This is a genomic window from Rhodococcus sp. HM1 (assembly GCF_023218075.1).
Taxonomy (GTDB): Bacteria; Actinomycetota; Actinomycetes; order Mycobacteriales; family Mycobacteriaceae; genus Rhodococcus.
In genome coordinates this window covers 15822-32697 of the sequence record NZ_JALPTB010000021.1, presented here as the reverse complement: position 1 = coordinate 32697, position 16876 = coordinate 15822, and the positions used below count along the sequence as shown (strand labels likewise).

Below are 16876 nucleotides of genomic sequence, written 5' to 3'. Positions count from 1 at the left end.
GTCGCACGGCGCCCGTCTATGCCGAACGAGTTCCGAGTCCGGTGAGGCAGAAACGGAGAAGCGCTTGCCGATCCTCGGACGTCGGTCGCCGGCCGGTGTCTATATAGTGCGTTGCAATCCCGGAGACGAGTGTGTTGACGAACAGCGCCTGCCGGTCGAGGTCTTCCGTGCCGGCCTCAGCCAGGATGGACAACAGCAGCGCACGGATACGCTCTTGCCCCATCGGCTCGATTTCGGTTTTCTCTCTGGCGATCTGGGCTACGTTCCACCGAATCACGGCACTCAGATCAGCCAGCTTCGGGTCCTTGATCTGTGCGAGTACCCCGTCGATCCACGCTTCGAGTTTGTCCCGCCAAGACGACTTCTTACCCACGCGATGACGTAGATAGCTGTACACCGACAGCATGCCCTGCTCGTAGGTGGCAACGATGACGTCGTCACGGCTGCGGAAGTGCCGATAGAACGCCTGATTGGTGATACCGGCCTCGTGGACGATCTCGCTGACCTTCGGCACCTCCGTGCACCCCTTGCGGAGCATCACCTCGGAAGTCGCCCGGATCAGGGTCCGGACCTCGGCGTCGTATGCCTCCTGCCGGGCAGGACTGGCGGCACGACGTAATTGGCGACCACCGGAGATCACCAAGAAATCGGTGTCGAGCGAATCGGCGGGAGATGAGGACACGGCCGACATTCACCTCCAAACGACTGAAAATGCGGTTCTGAGATTAGCAGGCGCTGCCGAGTGCGATGATGACCTTCCCGACCGCAGACCGGTCGTTCAAGCTCGCCAGCGCCGTGGTGACGTCGTCCAGGTCGAACACGTGCGACACCAGTGGTTTCATCCCCTCGGCCACAAGCGCATCAAGGGTCTGCTGCGCACGCGCCGGTGCGTCCGGATGTCGTTGCGCGAGGGTGCGCAGCTCGACACCCCGAATCGTAAGATCCTTCAACAGAACCAGATTCAGCGGTATTCGGGGAATCTCGCCCGTGGCGTATCCCACGGTGACAAACGTGCCGCCCGGGGCCAACGCCCGCAGCGCCGGCTCCGCGTACTTCCCGCCCACGGGGTCGATCACTACCTGCGCACCAGAACCGGTGATCTCTTTGATGCGTGCTTTGAGATCTTCCGAGTGATACGAAACACCGACCTCCGCTCCGAGTTTCGTCGCGGCCCTCAATCGTTCCTCCGAAGACGCACAGGCAATGACTCTTGCTCCGAGCCTGGTCGCGACGTCGACTGCTGCAGTCCCTACTCCCCCGGCGGCACCCAGCACTACCACCCAGTCGCCTGCCCGCATCGCACCGAAGGTCACCAGTGCGTGATAGGCGGTGGTGTACGTAACGCGGAACGCCGCCGCAGAAACCCAGTCGAGGCCGTCGGGTTTGGAAGTGAGTGCACTTGCGGGAACACAGATCAGTTCCGCGAATGCTCCGGTCATCGCCGAACCCATGACTGCGTCGCCCGGTTCGACCGACCGGACATCCGCTCCCACCGCCCGCACGACTCCGGCGAATTCGCTACCCGGAGTGAAGGGCGTGGGAACGGACACCTGGTACTTGTCGGCGACCGTGAGGACATCGGGGTAGTTGACGGCCGCCGCACGAATCTCGATCAGCACCTCGTCCCGGGCCGGGACCGGATCGGCCAGATCGCACACCGTCACCACATCCGGCGGCCCGTATCTCTCGCAACGTGCTGCTCGCATGGCTAACCGCCTCCTCGGACCCGGGATGGGTTATGCATCAGTACAGTCCACCGTCCACACGCACGAGCGACGAGGTGGTGTAGCTCGATGCAGGGCTCGCCAGGTACAGCGCGGTGGTGATGATCTCCTCCGGCTTCCCCGGCCGTCCGACCGCACTGCGGGTCGAGCGGCGTGATTCCTCCGGCCATGCCTCGGAGATGTCGGTGAGGAACGGGCCCGCGGAGATCGTGTTGACTCTGACCGTGGGACCGAACTCGCGTGCGAACACACCTGTCAGTGCATTCAGGGCCGCCTTCGCTCCGGCGTAGGGGCCGAACTTCGGCGCTGGGAAGATCGCGCCGGACGAGGACACGTTGATGATCGACCCGCCGTCGCCCGCTGCCATCCGCTCACCGATCTGCGCGCTGAGCCGGAACGGGCCTTTGAAGTTCACGCCGATGACCTTGTCGAACAGTTCCTCGCTCGTCTCGGCGGACGACGGTGCCACTGGCGACATGCCGGCGTTGTTGACGAGAATGTCGACCTTGCCGAAGGTCTCGTAGGCAGCCTCGACCAGTGCGTCGATGTCGCTCCACTTGCCGACGTGGCACGCGACCGGCAGTGCCTTACGGCCGAGGGCCTCGACCTCCTGCGCCACCGCTTCGCACGCGTCGATCTTGCGGCTCGTGATCACCACGTCCGCGCCGGCGCGCGCGAAGGCCAGGGCCATTTCGCGTCCGAGTCCGCGACTGCCGCCGGTCACCAGGGCGACCTTGCCGTCGAGGTCGAACATGTTGTCGGTCATGCGATTCCGTACTCTTCGAGGACAGCGGCGTGCTTGATCTTGGCGGCAGCCAGTCGGGTGGGGATGTGCTCGGAGGGGAACAGGGTGTCGACGGGCTCGTAGTTCTTCAGGACACCGCGGGCAACGGCGACCTTGTGGACCTCCGTGGGCCCGTCCGCCAGGCCGAGCGACAACGCGCCCGCCCACATTTCGTGCAGCGGGAGTTCGATGGTGACACCGAGCGAGCCGTGCACCTGGATCGCCCGATGAACGATGTCGTGATAGACCTTCGCCATCGCAACCTTGCACATCGCGATCTGTGTGCGGGCGGCACCGTGCGGCTGGGTGTCGATGACCCACGCGGTGTTGAGAACCAGCAGCCGGAACTGTGCGAGTTCGATGGCCGAATCGGCGATGAACTGCTGAACGAGCTGCTTCTTCGCGAGCGTCTCACCCTGCGTGGTCCGCGAGAGTGCCCGCTCGGCCATCATGTCGAAGGCGCGCTGACATTTGCCGACGGTGCGCATCGCGTGGTGGACTCGTCCACCGCCGAGGCGGGCCTGGGCGACCTCGAAGCCCTGTCCCGGTCCGCCGAGGATGGCGTCTGCCGGCACCCGCACGTCGTTGTACCGGATGTACCCGTGGGTGCCCTCGTCGAGTTCCTCGCGGTCGCCCATCACTGCGACGTTGCGGATGATCTCGATCCCCGGCGTCTCGGCGGGGACGACGAACATCGACATCCGTCGGTACGGCGAGGCGTCGGGGTCGGTGACCGCCATGACGATCAGGAACGACGCGTACCGAGCGTTGGACGAGAACCACTTCTCCCCACTGATCACCCATTCGTCCCCGTCCTTACGGGCCGAGCAGACGAATTCCTTGGGGTCCGCGCCCGCCTGCGGCTCGGTCATCGAGAAGCACGAGACGATGTCCCCGTCCAGCAGCGGCTGCAGGTAGCGGGCCTTCTGCTCATCGGTACCGAACATCGCGAGGATCTCGGCGTTGCCGGTGTCCGGCGCGGCGGTGCCGAAAACCGTCGGGGCCCACATGGAGCGACCGAGGATCTCGTTGAGCAGGGCGAGCTTGAGCTGGCCGTATCCCTGGCCGCCGAGCTCCGGGCCGAGGTGGCACGCCCACAGGCCCTGCTCCTTGACGCGCTCCTGCAACGGCTTCACGATCGCGCGGGCCGCCTTGTTCTCCGTGTTGTACGGCTGGCCGAGGTGCGGAAAGAGCAGGTCGAGCGGCTCACACTCCTCGCGCACGAACGTCGCGACCCAGTCGAGCTTCTCCTGAAATTCCGGATCGGTCTGAAAATCCCACATAGTCGTCCCTTTACAAGTAGTTCGTGGTGTGGCGCAGCTTGCGGCGTGTCAGGCGCCGACGAGGGTGAGCGCCTCGCGGATGAGCTCCGGCAGTGCCGGTTCCATCCGCGCGAAGGAGGGGTTCATCGTGTTGTGTTTGCGCGCGCGCTTGATCAGCAGCGCGGTCGCGGCGGCTTCCTTGTAGCGCGTGAGAGCGTCGAACCATTCGAGATCGGGAATCTTCGCGCCGAACGAGTTTTCGTACTCCCGGACGACTTCGGCGATCATCGGCGCACCACAGGGCTCGTCGTTGGGGCGGGCCGGATGCCGGGCTTCGTCGGTGAAATACGTCAGCCACGTCAGGTCGATGCGGGGATCTCCGACAGACCAGATTTCCCAGTCGATGATCGAGGTGACCTTCGTGCCGTCACACAGGGTGTTCCCGAGGCGGAAGTCTCCGTGATTGACGACGTGAGCCATGGGCTGAGGGACGGTCGCATGCAGCGCCTTCGCGCACGTCTCGTACTCGCCCTGCAGGTCCTCGGGCGCGGTGGTGAACGCCCTCGTCCATCGGTTGATCTCGTCCTCGATGGTAACGACCGGTTCGTCTCCGAGACCCACCTCTGCGGGGACGACACGGTGCAGATTGCCGAGCATGCGGGCGGCATCGAGGAATCGCGTGCGTGTCCGCTCCCGAAGCGCGTCGGTGCGATCGTCCTCGAGCAGAGGCTCGACGCATTCTCCCGCCACGAAGGCCATGGCCACGAACGGTGGGACCTCTTTCGACTTCCCAGCCGCGGAAAAGTAGACCTCCGGCACCTTGACGCCGGGCGCTCCGTGCAGAGCGTTCATCAAACGCCCCTGCCGCAGGACGTCGCGGTTACGGACGGGCTCGAGCCCGGGAGGCGCGACCTTGAGGACCACTTGCTGATCCCCCGCGGGCCACGAGGCATCGGCGATGAAGGTGAGGCTCGACGAACCACCCGAGAGCGGGCGCACATCGGAGACGGTGAGGCCTTCGCGCCATTCCTGGCCGGCGCGCGTGGCGCGGACGGCAAGGTCGGCGTGGAGTTGCTTGTCGTCGAGGGGCGTCATGCGATGCCTTTCCACCGAAGGCTTCCCGGTGGAGTCACCACAAGAAGCCAAAAGTCAGATTGTTATTCTGAGAATAGTATTCTGACTTTGCCGATGGTTGTCAATGCTCGGCCGCGACGGCACCGTCAGCGGCGCCGCAGTCGCTTGTGGCGCACCGCCCGGGGTTCGAATGCGAGGTCGCCGCGCGCGATGGTGGTGCCGGGCGACACGATCTCGTCGATGCGGTCGAGGATGTCCTCGTCGAGCACGAGGTCAGCTGCAAGAAGCTGACTTTCGAGCTGGCCTACGGTGCGCGGGCCGATGATCACCGAGCTCACCGCGGGGTGTGCCTTCGCGAAGGCGATCGACAGGCCGATGAGGTCTGTGCCGGCATCGACCGCGACCTTCTCCAGCTTGTCGAGTGCGTCGAGCTTGCGTTGCGCACCTGGCGAGTCGGTGCGCCAAGAACCCTGCGGCACTCGCGCGAATCGCGAGTCCGCCTCCGGATCCGCGCCAGCGCGGTATTTGCCGGTCAGCCACCCGCCGTTGAGCGGGCTCCAGACGAGCGTGCCCATGCCGTGGCGTTGAGCCGTCGGGAACACATCACGTTCGGCACCGCGCACGAAGATCGAGTACGGGGGCTGTTCCGTGTGCAGCCGGACGTGCCCGCGCCGCTCCGCCACCCACTGCGCTTCGACGACGGCTTCGGCCGGGAAGGTCGACGAGCCGATCATCCGCACCTTCCCGGATCGCACCAGATCCGAAAGGGTGGACAAGGTTTCGTCCAAGTCGGTGTTCTCGTCGAGCCGGTGGATCTGATAGAGGTCGATGTGGTCGACGTTCAGCCGCCGCAGGCTGTCCTCACAGGCCTGCACAATCCAACGGCGCGACGCCCCGCGGCGATTGCGATCGCGGCCCATCGGGTTGTAGAACTTCGTGGCGAGCACGACGTCGTCACGGCGACCGGCGATCGCGGCCCCGACGATCTCCTCGGATTGCCCTCGGGAGTAGACGTCGGCGGTGTCGATCATGTTGATTCCGGCATCCAGCGCCCGATGCACGATCTCGGTGCATTCGTTCACATCGGTGTTGCCCATCGATCCCAGCGACATCGCGCCCAAGCACAGCGCGGACACCTGCACGCCACTACGGCCCAGATAGCGGTATTCCATCGGTACTCCTCGCGTTGGATACGACCTATACTGAAGGACAACGTAGTTATACAATTAAACGATGTCTATCGCTGTCACCGTCGAGACTCTCGCGAGTATCCCCCGCCCGCCCGTCGGGCAGATTCTCTCTCTCGAGAATGTGGGTTACGACGTGTTTCGGGGTTCGGCCTATACCCAGGCTCCGCGGATATACGGTGGCCAAGCCCTCGGACAGTCACTGGTCGCCGCGGGTCTGACTGTCGATCGCGACAGGCAGGTGCACTCGCTGCACGGCCATTTCGTCCATCCCGGGCGCTCGGACACTCCCGTCGACTACCACGTCGAACGCCTGCGCGACGGGGGCAGCTTCACCACGCGCCAGGTACGGGCGGTACAGAACGACCGCACGATCTTCCTTGCAACCGCATCGTTTCAGCGCCCGGAGAAGGGGCTCGAGCATCAAACTCCGGTGAGCGCTCCGGCCACCCCTCCAGAGGAACTCCCCCGGCTCGAGGACAGCCTGAGCGAAGAAGAACTCAGCGAAGCCACGTGGCTTCCTCCGCTCCTGACGAATATCGGAGTGGAGTTCCGCTTCCCCGAGGAGTACCCCCGATTGGCGAATCGCCGGGGTGAGAGCCGACCACCGCGCCAGCGCGCCTGGATCCGCACCCCGGAGCGGCTCGGAGACGACATTCTCGTCCACGCAGCAGGTTTCGCTTACTGCTCAGACCTGTTCCTGCTTTCCGCGGCGCTTCCCCCACACGGCCGACACATCGACACACCCGGTCTGCAGCTGGCGAGCCTGGATCACACGGTCTGGTGGCACGCACCGTTCCGCGCCGACGAATGGCACCTCTACGAGCAACACGGGTACCGGATGGGCGGAGGTCGCGGCCTCTCGCGCGGCTACCTGTTCGACCGAGACGGCAATCTCCTTGCCAGCACAGCACAGGAAGGGCTACTGCGTTTCCGGGACTGACAGAGACTCGGACCGAACAGACACGCGCGTCGACGCAGGTCGGCGTGCGTTTTCTGCTTCTCGACGGGGCTATCGTTTGCACGGCAAAGGAATTCCATTTCAATTTAACACCGTCCAACATGTAGACGTAGTGAACTTCGTTAGTTATAAAGGTCACATCGCACGTTCGCCGTAACCCTTTCGAAAGGTCCGAAGTGAACGCAGTTTCTCCCGCTTCCACCGCCCCTCTGCACGGCCTGACCGTGATCGACTTGTCCCTCACCACTCCCGGTGCGTACGCAAGCGTCTTCCTCGCCGACGCCGGCGCGGACGTGATCATGGTCGAGCCGCCGGCAGGCAACCCGATGCGCAAAGAAACCGGTTGGCCGGCCCTCGCCCGCGGCAAGAAGAGCGTCACGCTCGATCTGCAGACCGACACCGGGCTCACCGCGCTGCACGACCTCCTCCGCAGCGCCGACGTCCTGATCACCACCTCACGACCCGCCGCGCTCGAGCGCCTGGGTCTGACTCCGGACGATCTCGCCGACCTCAATCCCCGCCTGGTGAGCGCATCAATCACCGGCTGGGGCACCACCGGACCGTGGGCGAACGACAAGGGATACGAAGCCCTGGTCCTCGCCCGTATGGGCGTGTTCCACGGCAAGGCGCAGATGTCCGAGCGTCCCGGCCCGTCGTTCACACCCACACCCTGGGCGGCCTGGGGAGCAGCGCACACCGCCGTCCAGGGCGTCCTCTCTGCACTGTACGAACGCGAGTCGAGCGGGGTCGGTCAGCACGTCGAGGCCGACCTGCTGCGCGGCGCGGCCTCGATGGACACCTACAACTGGTTCTTCGAATTGGTTTGTGCGCGTTGGCCCGACGCCTACCAGGCGATGTATGCGTTCGACGATCAGGGTCGGCCGGCTGCGCCCTTGATCTACCCGCTGCTCGTCGCGCAGACCAAGGACGGTCACTGGCTGCAGTTCGCGCAGACCGAGCCTCGCCTGTTCTTCGCGATGATGACCGAGTTCGGTCTCGCCCACGTCTTCGCCGACCCGTACTGGCAGGGCCTGCCCATCTTCGAGGACGTCGAACGCCGCGTCGAACTGCGGGACATCATGCTCGAGAAGGTCCGCGAACGCACCCTTGCCGAATGGCAGCACGTCTTCGATACGAACCCGGATGTCAGCGCCGAGATCTTCAACGATCCGGTTGCCGCGCTGGATCATCCCCAGCTTCAGCACGACGGTCGTGTCGTCACCGTCGACGACCCCGACCTCGGCCCGGTCCGCCAGCCGTCGACGCTCGTCCATGTCGACGGCAAGCCGCTCACGGAACTGCGGCCGGCGCCCCGCCTCGGGGCCGACACCGAGCAGGTGCTCGCCGGCATCGCATCCGGATCGAACGCCTCGTCCACTACCGACGCACCCACCGGGGCACTGCCCCTCGCAGGGGTCACGATCCTCGAGCTCGGCTCGATGTTCGCCGCGCCCTACGGCGCGACGCTCCTGACCGATCTCGGCGCCCGCGTCCTCAAGGTCGAACCACTCGCCGGCGACTCGATGCGCGGCCTCGTTGCATTCCCCGAAGCGGGCGGCGCAAAAGTATTGCAGGGCAAAGAATCTGTCGCGCTCGATATCAACACTCCCGAGGGCCTCGCAATCGTCCACGAGCTCGCGAAGAAGTCCGATATCGTTCTGCAGAGCTATCGCGCGGGCGCCGCGGAACGCATCGGTGTCGACGCTGCCACACTCAAGGCCCTCAACCCCGATCTGGTGTACCTCAATGCACCCGGCTACGGCACAGGAGGACCATACGGCGGTCGTCCTGCCTACGCACCTTCCGTCGGCGCGGCATCCGGACTCAGCATGAGCGACCTCGGCGGTCTCGACCTCCACGGCGAGAATCTCGAGGAGATCAAGCGCATTGCCCTGCGGCGGCACACCGCGGGAGCCAACCCGTCCGTCCAAGCCGACGGTGTGGCCGCGCTCGGTGTCGCCTCGTCGATGCTGCTGGGCCTGCTCGCCCGCAAACGCGGTTACCCGATGGGCGACATGACCGCGACCATGCTGTCCTCCGCCACCCACGCACTCATGGACCGCAACATCGACTACGCGAACCGTCCCGAGCCGCCGGTCTCCGACCCCGACCTGTACGGCCTCGGTGCCCTGTACCGCTTGTACGAGGCGTCGGACGGCTGGATCTTCCTCGCCGCCCCGCAGGACTCCGAGTGGAACACCCTGGTCGAGGCACTGAAGCCGTACATCGACCTCAAGCAGGAGAAGTTCTCGACGCCGGATCTGCGCCGCACACACGCCACCGATCTCGCCGAGTCGCTCGACGCCGTATTGCGTACCCGCTCCAAGTTCGAGTGGGAGAAGGATTTGGGCGCGCAGGACATCGGCTGTGTCGCCGTGACCGAACGGACCCCCGAGAGCCACCTGCAGGGCGACGAATACTTCGAGGCCGGCTACACCGTGCTCGCCGACAGCCCGATCTTCGACGAGCACCGGCGCCTCGCTCCCCTGACGCGATTCTCCCGTTCGAAAGTCAAGGCCGACGCCGGGTGCACGATCGGTGAACACACCGACTCGATACTCGCCGAGATCGGGTTCGACTCCGAGCGCATCGCCGAACTGCGGGAGAAGGGCATCGTCGGCTGACCGACCCGCCCACGCGACACACGACGAGGCCGGTGTCCCCGACTGGGACACCGGCCTCGTCCGTGTACCGAAATCGAATTCGATCGACCTCGTCAGGCAAGCCGGTCGAACACCGCGCTCACGGCGCGATCACGCAGTACCTCCGGACGCCCGATCCACGCTTCGTTGGCCGTCGCGCGGCGCAGCAGAAGATGAGCGGGATGCTCCCACGTGAAACCGATACCACCGTGGATCTGGATGCAGTCCTCCGCGGCGGTCACAGCGGTGCTCAGCGCAGCCGCCGTTGCCAGGTTCGCGGAGGTCGCGGCGTCGGGATCGTTCTCGCCACAATCGGCAGCCGAAAGAACCTGCCCCCGTGCACCTTCCGCACCGACCAACAGGTAGGCGCAACGGTGGGAAATGGCCTGGTACGAGCCGATGGGCTGTCCGAACTGCTCACGTTGCCCGGCCCAGTCCACCGCCATCGCGAGTGCCCGGTTGGCGACACCCACCGAGTCCGCTGCAACGAGCAGCTGCGCGACGCGGCGAGCGCGGATCAGCGCGTCGTCGACGGTCTGTCCGGACGCGAGCACCGCGGCCGGCGCCCCGTTCGCGGTGACGATACCCACGGTCGCGGTCAGGTCCACCGAGTTCTGCACCGTGACGGTGACATCGGCGGGCTGCACCGAGACGAGCACACGGTCGCCGGTGACCGCGTCGGTCGCGAGGACCACGAGCACGTCGGCGACGGGTGCACCCGCCACGCGTTCGATCCGGCCGGTCAACCGGCCACCGTCGAGTACCGGCAGACCCGAACCGGTAACCCAGCCCTGATCGTCGACGGGGGCGAGGAACGCGGCAGTGGCACCGGACACCACCGTGCGGGCCTGCTCGTCCGCACCGGCCGCAACGAGCACCTCGAGCGCGATTGCGGTCGGCACGAGCGGAACCGGAGCCAGGTGGTAGGCCGCTTCTTCGACGGCCGCACACAACAGTCGCAACGACTGGCCACCGCCGCCGAGAGATTCCGGGGCGGTCAGACCGGGCAGACCGAACTTCACGAGTTCGTCCCACAGGCCGATGTCGTAGTCGCCGGGCGTGGACTCGCGCGCAAGCAACTTCTCGGTGTCCACGTACGACGAGACCAGGTCGGCGAGTACCTCGCGCAAGGCTGCCTCGTCCTCTTCGGGAGCGGTGAGCGGCCGGCCCGGCGCGACCACCGGGTTTCGGCGACCCTCGCCGCGATGCGACGGCAGACCCAGCACGTTCTCCGCAATGGTGTTGCGCTGAATCTCGGCGGTGCCCGCACCGATCGTCGCGGCGCGCGCCATCACGTATCCGTATGTCCAACGGCCCTTTTCGACAACACCTTCGGACCGGGTGTTCAGCAAGGCCCCCGAACCGGTCAGGCGCAGCGCGAGCCGGTGCATGTGCTGCTCGAACTCCGACTTGACCAGACGATTGACCGAAGCGACCCCACCCGGATCCTCGTTCCGCAACACGGCGTCGAGCGCGCGGGCACTGTTGGCAGCGATCGCACGGACGTTGGTTTCGACCTTCGCGAGCTCCTGGCGAATCAGCGGATCGTTCGCGTAACCCTGTTCCACGGCGAGCTTGAAGACCTTGTCGACCGTTCCTCGGTAACGGAATTCGTCGGCGAGGAACGCAGTCGCACGCTCGTGACCGAGCGAGGTCCGCATGATCGACCACCCGCCGCCTTCTTCGCCGAGGCGGTTGGCGACGGGGACTTCGACGTCGTCGAAGAAGACTTCCGCGAAGTGGTGGCCACCTGCAGCGTCGCGGAGCGGACGCACCTCGATGCCCGGTGAATTCATCGGGATCAGCAGGTAGGTGATGCCGGACGTGCCCCGGCCTGTGGCACCGGTGCGCACCAGCGCGAAGATCCAATCGGCCTTGTCGGCCATGGTGGTCCAGATCTTCTGACCCGTCACCCGGTAGACGTCGCCGTCGCGCACCGCGCGGGTGGACAGCGACGCGAGGTCGCTGCCGGCCCCGGGTTCCGAGAAGCCCTGGCACCAGAATTCGTCGGCGCGCAGCAGCGGTTCGAGGAAACGGTCCTTCTGCTCCTGGGTGCCGTGCACAATGATTGTCGGCGCGACGATGAACGACAGGCCGCACGGATGCTTCGGTGCACCGGCACGGGTCGTCATCCGGTAGTAGTCGAGTTGGTCTTCGAGCGAGAGTTCCATGCCGCCGACTTCGCGTGGCCAGCCCGGTGCTGCGAGACCTGCGTCGACGAGTTCGGACTGCCATGCCTTGGCGGCCTCGAATCGCTCACGGGACGTTGCCGGACGCGGACGCTTCCGGTAGTCGTCGAGCAGTGTGGCCAGCCGGTCGCGCCAGTCGCCGGTCGTTGCTTCGAGTACCGCCGTGGTCTTCTGTTCCACCGCGCCACCTCCCATGATGTCAGAACTCGGATTGTGTGTAGGTCAAGATTTTTCGGCGCGCCGCTTGCCGAACCGCGCGCCGACTTCGGCGCCGTCGGAACGGTGCGTAGCAGAGGCTTCGGCCTCGAGGCCGAGTGCGTGCGCGAGCGAAGCGCCCGCACCTTCCTTGAGCAGGCGCAGCATCCGCTGCACTGCCCCGGGATGCCCGCCGGCGATCTTGCCGGCGATCTCGAACGTGCGATCCATGAGCTTGTCGTGCTCGACGACCTCGTTCGCGAGGCCGATCCGTGCCGCGGTGTCTCCGGTGATGGGTTCACCGCTGAGGATGAACTGGATCGCGGCGGGCAGACCCACCATGCGAGGAAGCATGGCGCTGCCACCCCAGCCGTTGAGGAGGCCGATCTGGGCGTGGGTGTCGGCGAACTCGGCACGATCGGAGGCGATGATGAACGAACAGTTCACGGCCAGTTCGTAACCGCCGGTGTAGCACGGCCCGTTCACAGCAGCGATCACCGGCTTGGAGATGCCGCGCAGCACCTGCGTGGGCGTGACGCCCTCGGTGCGCGGCGGCGGGCCGGACAACGCCTCGGGCAGGTCCACACCCGACGAGAACGCGGTGCCTGCGCCGGTGATCACCACGACACGCACCTCGTCGTCACCGTCGGCGCGCCACAGTTCCTTCTTCAGCGCCTTGCGCATCGCCCGATTGATGGCGTTGCGCCGGTCGGGCCGGTTGAGCGTGAGGATGACGACCGGCCCGTCCTTGGTGACGAGCAACGGGGATTCTTCGGGAGTCGCGGTTTCGCGTGCATCGGTCTCGGTCATTGCGCGCCCCTCAGGAGACGGAAACGGAGTCGGTGATGTTGCGGGTCAAGGACGACAGAATTTCCTCGGCGTCCCAGGCGATACGGCGCACGAGTTCACCGGCCGGCGGGATGTCGCGGATCAGGCCCTGCGCGACACCGACGGTCCAGATGCCGGCTTCGGGATCGCCGTTCTCGTAGACCTTGCGGCCGCGGGTGCCGGCGACGAGGTCCTTGACGTCCTTGAAGCGACCGCCCTTGTTCAGGATGTCGACGACCTCTTCACTGACCGAGTTCTTGGCCGCGCGCATGGTGTTGCGGAGCTGACGGAAGATCAGCTGGGTGTCGAGCTCGCTGGCGCCGACGATCTGCTGCTTGATGTTCTCGTGGATCGGGCTCTCTTCGGTGCACATGAACCGGGTACCCATGTTGATGCCGGCGGCGCCGAGTGTGAGCGCGGCCGCCAGCCCCCGGCCGTCCGCGAAACCGCCGGAGGCGATGAACGGGATGTCGAGGGCGTCGGCCGACGCCGGGATCAGAACGAGACCAGGAACATCGTCCTCGCCGGGGTGACCCGCGGCCTCGAAGCCGTCGATGCTCACCGCGTCGACGCCGATGCGCTGCGCCTTGAGGGCGTGGCGGACGCTGGTGCACTTGTGGATGACCTTGATGTCGTGCTCTTTGAAGTGCTCGACGTGCACTGTCGGATCGGAGCCTGCCGTCTCGACGATCTTCACACCGGAGTCGATGATCGCCTGCCGGTACTCCGCGTACGGCGGCGGGTTGATCGACAGCGTGAGGGTGAGATTGACGCCGAACGGCTTGTCGGTCAGCGCCCGGCACCGCGCGATCTCCGCGGCGAGATCCTCGGGGGTGGGCTGGGTCAGCGCCGTGATGATGCCGAGTCCGCCTCCATTGGAGACCGCAGCGGCAAGTTCCGCCCGGCCGACCCACATCATGCCGCCCTGCACGATCGGATGTTCGATACCGAATTCTTCGGTGAACCGCGTCCTCAACATTGCCGCTCCTCGGAGTTCGCCGGCAATCCGGCGCCTTGTCTCACGGTAGAACACCGCTTGCTTACCTAGATAACATAGTTGACTATGTATTGTAGGCGCAAGAAATATTTACCCGCCTCGACCACATGGCCCGACCACCTGCGTGACGACCATGCAGTTTCCTCACCACCCACTCCATCACCGAAATCGGAGGACCCGTGTCCGAGAGCCTGCTGTTCTCACCGATCACGCTGCGCGGCATCACATCTCGAAACAGAATCTGGGTAGCCCCGATGGCGCAGTACTCGGCACCCGAATCCGGCGTACCCACGGACTGGCATCTCGCACATCTCGGCGGAATGGCTCGCGGTGGCGCGGGACTGGTCATGACCGAAGCCACCGCCGTGGAGCCCGCGGGACGTCTCGGATCTGCCGACACCGGCATCTGGGAAGACGAGCAGGTCGAGGCATGGCGGCGAATCACCCGCTTCGTGTCCGATATGGGCGCCACTCCCGCGATTCAGTTGGCCCACTCCGGCCGCAAGGGCAGCATCAGCCGCCGCGGCATCCCGCTTCCGCTGGACGAAGGCGGCTGGCAGACCGTCGCCCCCTCGGCGGTCGCCTACGAAGGCCTGCCCGAACCGCACGCACTCACGCGCGACGAGATCTCGAAGCTGGTTACCGCGTATGCCGACGCCGCAGGGCGTTCGGTCGACGCCGGATTCGAGGTCGTCGAGATCCATGCCGCGCACGGTTATCTGATCAACGAGTTCTTGTCCCCACTCGGCAACACCCGTGACGACAAGTACGGCGGCAGCTTCGAGAATCGCTGCCGCTTCCTACTCGAGATCGTCGCGGCCGTCCGCGCTTCTCTGCCCGACACCATTCCCTTGCTGGTCCGCATCTCCGCCACCGACTGGGCAGACGACGGCTGGACCCTCGACGACACCGCTGCACTGTGCCGCCTCCTCGACGGCACCGGGGTGGACATGATGGACATCTCCAGCGGAGGTATGGTCGCGCACCAGAAGATCACCGTCGGGCCTGGATATCAGGTGCCGTTCGCGCGAGTCGCACGCGAAGCAAGTGCGCTACCGGTCGTAGCGGTCGGACTGATCACCGAAGCGGTGCAAGCCGAGCAGATACTCGTCGACGGCGCCGCCGACGTCGTCATGGTCGGCCGACAACTGCTCCGTGAACCGCACTGGCCCTATCGCGCAGCGACCGAACTTCGGTCCGAGCTACAGTGGCCCGCCGCCTACAGAAGCGCACGGTACCGCGGCAGCATTCCGTGACACGCCTTCACGGGTAGTTACCTCCGGGTAGCCCCCTCGGGTACCTTACTAAGTACGCGAAGTTGAACCAGAGCAGGAAGGTGTCCCCGTGACCGACCAAGCATGGGCTCCGATCTTCGATGCCCCCGGCACGATGGGACGAGCGATTCGAACCCCCAAGACGGCTGAGCTCGTCGCGCGCAAGCTGCGGCGCATGATCGTCGACGGCGAACTCAAGGACGGCGACCATCTCCCACACGAAGCCGAACTGATGGAGCATTTCTCCGTCAGCCGGCCCACGCTCCGCGAGGCGGTCCGCGTGCTCGAAGCCGAACGGCTTGTCGAGGTCCGCCGCGGTTCCCGTTCCGGTGCCCGGGTGTGCGTGCCGGGCCCGGAGGTAGTTGCACGACCGGCGTCGCTACTGCTGGAGCTTTCAGGCGCCACCGTCGCCGACGTGTATATCGCTCGCCAAGCCATCGAACCCACCGCAGCGCGACTTCTAGCCGAAACCGGCACCGACGAAGCCTTCGACGAACTCGAACGCATCGTGGACGAAGCCATTCCGGCATCGTACGAATCCGGCACTTTCGGGCAGACCGCTGCACGTTTCCACCTTCGGATGGTCCAGCTGGCAGGCAATGCCACACTTGCCTTGATAGCCGGAATGCTGCACGAGATCTACGAACGGCACACCACGAACGTCACTCAGGAACGGCTCTCGACCGACGTGGAAAAGTACGAGGCGAACTACAAGTTGTTCGTCCGTTCACAGCGCAAGCTGATCAAGCTGCTGCGTGCCCGCGACGGGTCCGGTGCGTTCACGCACTGGCAGAAGCACATGGTCGTGGCCGAGTCCCTCGTGCTTTCCGGTCGCGAGGACACGAAGGTTCGCGACATCCTGGATTGAATTCGGACGCGGCAACGAGCCGTCACAGGTCGAGCACACGTGGTCCGGCGTCCCTGGCGCATCTTGCGGCTAGTGGATCCCACTCACGCAGGCTCCGGATACCGGTATCCTCGCAATCAATCCGCCGCTGGCACGTCGCCGCAGGTCCGGTACATGCCGCGCGGCGTGATCCGACAGCTCGTATCGATCCAGCATTGATTTGAGCATTGGGGACTTCTGCCACCCGTGTTGGCTTCCCAGCCCAGCGCAGCTCACCGAGTTCCGCACCCAATCCCAAAGTGGTCCTTCATAGCGCGTTCCTCCGTCAGGAAAGACCACCAAGAGCACGAACGTGCAGGCCAACAGACCTCGTCATCAACAGCGATCCATCCTTCGCGCTTCAGTGAGCCGCCGCCTAACTGGTCGAACGTGTCCCGGCGCGACGCACAGTCGTCGGCATGGACGATGCCACCTGCCAACGTCGAGGCCATATCATCGGATCAGTCTGCGGCCTCCCCGTCGACGCCGGTATCGACACCAATCGCTGGATTGCCCAAGCTCTCACACAACGACACCGCTCGCAGGGTGACCAACTACCACGTATACCTGCACAACTCGCACGTACGCCCACCGTCACTGCCTGTTTCGCCTCGACACCGAGAGCAGGTAGCTTTCCCGGCACGCACACGACTCACAGAAACGGGCCCGGCCGATAACGGATGCCCCCGACGAAACTGATCGAACACCTACGTGCCTCCCACACCGACGTCGACGCTATTGGAGCACTGGCTGAACGAGCCGGGGTGAAGACTCTGGTACTCAATCACCTCGTTCCAGGCGGTCCATCATTTACCAGCACCGAAGAGTGGCAACGTCGAGCTCAGCAAGGATTCTCCGGACAAGTCATCGTCG

Annotated in this window: 13 protein-coding genes; 4 read left to right on the top strand and 9 right to left on the bottom strand. The window is 65.3% G+C overall.

Features of this window, described 5'->3' with window-relative positions; genetic code table 11:
- Positions 1 to 16: 16 nt before the first annotated feature.
- The 6 genes from M1M07_RS13140 to M1M07_RS13115 all read right to left on the bottom strand — a co-directional run bounded on the left by M1M07_RS13140 (position 17) and on the right by M1M07_RS13115 (position 6070).
- A complete protein-coding gene (locus M1M07_RS13140; protein ID WP_248674456.1) occupies positions 17 to 691 on the bottom strand; it encodes a TetR/AcrR family transcriptional regulator in 675 nt (224 codons plus the stop codon).
- Between the two features lie 34 nt (positions 692 to 725).
- Positions 726 to 1706 (bottom strand): NADPH:quinone oxidoreductase family protein, encoded by a 981-nt coding sequence (locus M1M07_RS13135; RefSeq protein ID WP_248674454.1) that lies wholly within the window; start codon positions 1704 to 1706, stop codon positions 726 to 728.
- Between the two features lie 37 nt (positions 1707 to 1743).
- A complete protein-coding gene (locus M1M07_RS13130) occupies positions 1744 to 2490 on the bottom strand; it encodes an SDR family NAD(P)-dependent oxidoreductase (protein ID WP_248674453.1) in 747 nt (248 codons plus the stop codon).
- Positions 2487 to 3791 (bottom strand): acyl-CoA dehydrogenase family protein, encoded by a 1305-nt coding sequence (locus M1M07_RS13125; RefSeq protein ID WP_085470913.1) that lies wholly within the window; start codon positions 3789 to 3791, stop codon positions 2487 to 2489. The genes M1M07_RS13130 and M1M07_RS13125 overlap by 4 nt, the downstream gene beginning before the upstream one ends.
- Before the next feature lie 48 nt (positions 3792 to 3839).
- Positions 3840 to 4865, bottom strand: coding sequence for a phosphotransferase family protein (locus M1M07_RS13120; RefSeq protein ID WP_085470912.1), 1026 nt, complete (start codon positions 4863 to 4865; stop codon positions 3840 to 3842).
- A 125-nt stretch (positions 4866 to 4990) separates the two neighbouring features.
- On the bottom strand, positions 4991 to 6070 hold the full coding sequence (locus tag M1M07_RS13115; protein WP_308200800.1) for an aldo/keto reductase: 1080 nt from the start codon (positions 6068 to 6070) through the stop codon (positions 4991 to 4993).
- A 7-nt stretch (positions 6071 to 6077) separates the two neighbouring features.
- Here M1M07_RS13115 and M1M07_RS13110 point away from each other — a divergent pair, with 7 nt between their 5' ends.
- Together M1M07_RS13110 and M1M07_RS13105 are read left to right on the top strand one after the other, a co-directional pair.
- Positions 6078 to 6974: an acyl-CoA thioesterase II gene (locus tag M1M07_RS13110; protein WP_248674451.1), complete on the top strand. Its 897-nt coding sequence runs from the start codon at positions 6078 to 6080 to the stop codon at positions 6972 to 6974.
- Positions 6975 to 7168: 194 nt separating this feature from the next.
- Positions 7169 to 9616: a CaiB/BaiF CoA-transferase family protein gene (locus tag M1M07_RS13105; protein WP_229580855.1), complete on the top strand. Its 2448-nt coding sequence runs from the start codon at positions 7169 to 7171 to the stop codon at positions 9614 to 9616.
- A gap of 92 nt (positions 9617 to 9708) precedes the next feature.
- On the opposite strand, the gene M1M07_RS13100 is transcribed toward M1M07_RS13105, so the two are convergent.
- From M1M07_RS13100 to M1M07_RS13090, 3 genes are read right to left on the bottom strand one after another with little or no spacing between them, the layout of a single operon-like run.
- Positions 9709 to 12003, bottom strand: a complete 2295-nt coding sequence (locus tag M1M07_RS13100) for an acyl-CoA dehydrogenase family protein (RefSeq protein WP_230826082.1) — start codon at positions 12001 to 12003, stop codon at positions 9709 to 9711.
- Between the two features lie 42 nt (positions 12004 to 12045).
- Positions 12046 to 12828: an enoyl-CoA hydratase/isomerase family protein gene (locus tag M1M07_RS13095; protein WP_085470907.1), complete on the bottom strand. Its 783-nt coding sequence runs from the start codon at positions 12826 to 12828 to the stop codon at positions 12046 to 12048.
- Between the two features lie 10 nt (positions 12829 to 12838).
- The gene (locus tag M1M07_RS13090; RefSeq protein ID WP_248674450.1) at positions 12839 to 13825 is read right to left on the bottom strand and encodes a nitronate monooxygenase family protein; all 987 of its coding nucleotides are present in this window, start codon (positions 13823 to 13825) and stop codon (positions 12839 to 12841) included.
- Positions 13826 to 14022: 197 nt separating this feature from the next.
- On the opposite strand from M1M07_RS13090, the gene M1M07_RS13085 reads away from it, so the two are divergent.
- Both M1M07_RS13085 and M1M07_RS13080 read left to right on the top strand, forming a co-directional pair.
- Complete coding sequence (locus M1M07_RS13085) at positions 14023 to 15099, top strand: NADH:flavin oxidoreductase/NADH oxidase (RefSeq protein WP_218775645.1); 1077 nt, start codon at positions 14023 to 14025, stop codon at positions 15097 to 15099.
- A gap of 133 nt (positions 15100 to 15232) precedes the next feature.
- Complete coding sequence (locus tag M1M07_RS13080) at positions 15233 to 15985, top strand: FadR/GntR family transcriptional regulator (RefSeq protein WP_248674511.1); 753 nt, start codon at positions 15233 to 15235, stop codon at positions 15983 to 15985.
- The last annotated feature ends 891 nt before the right edge of the window (positions 15986 to 16876 follow it).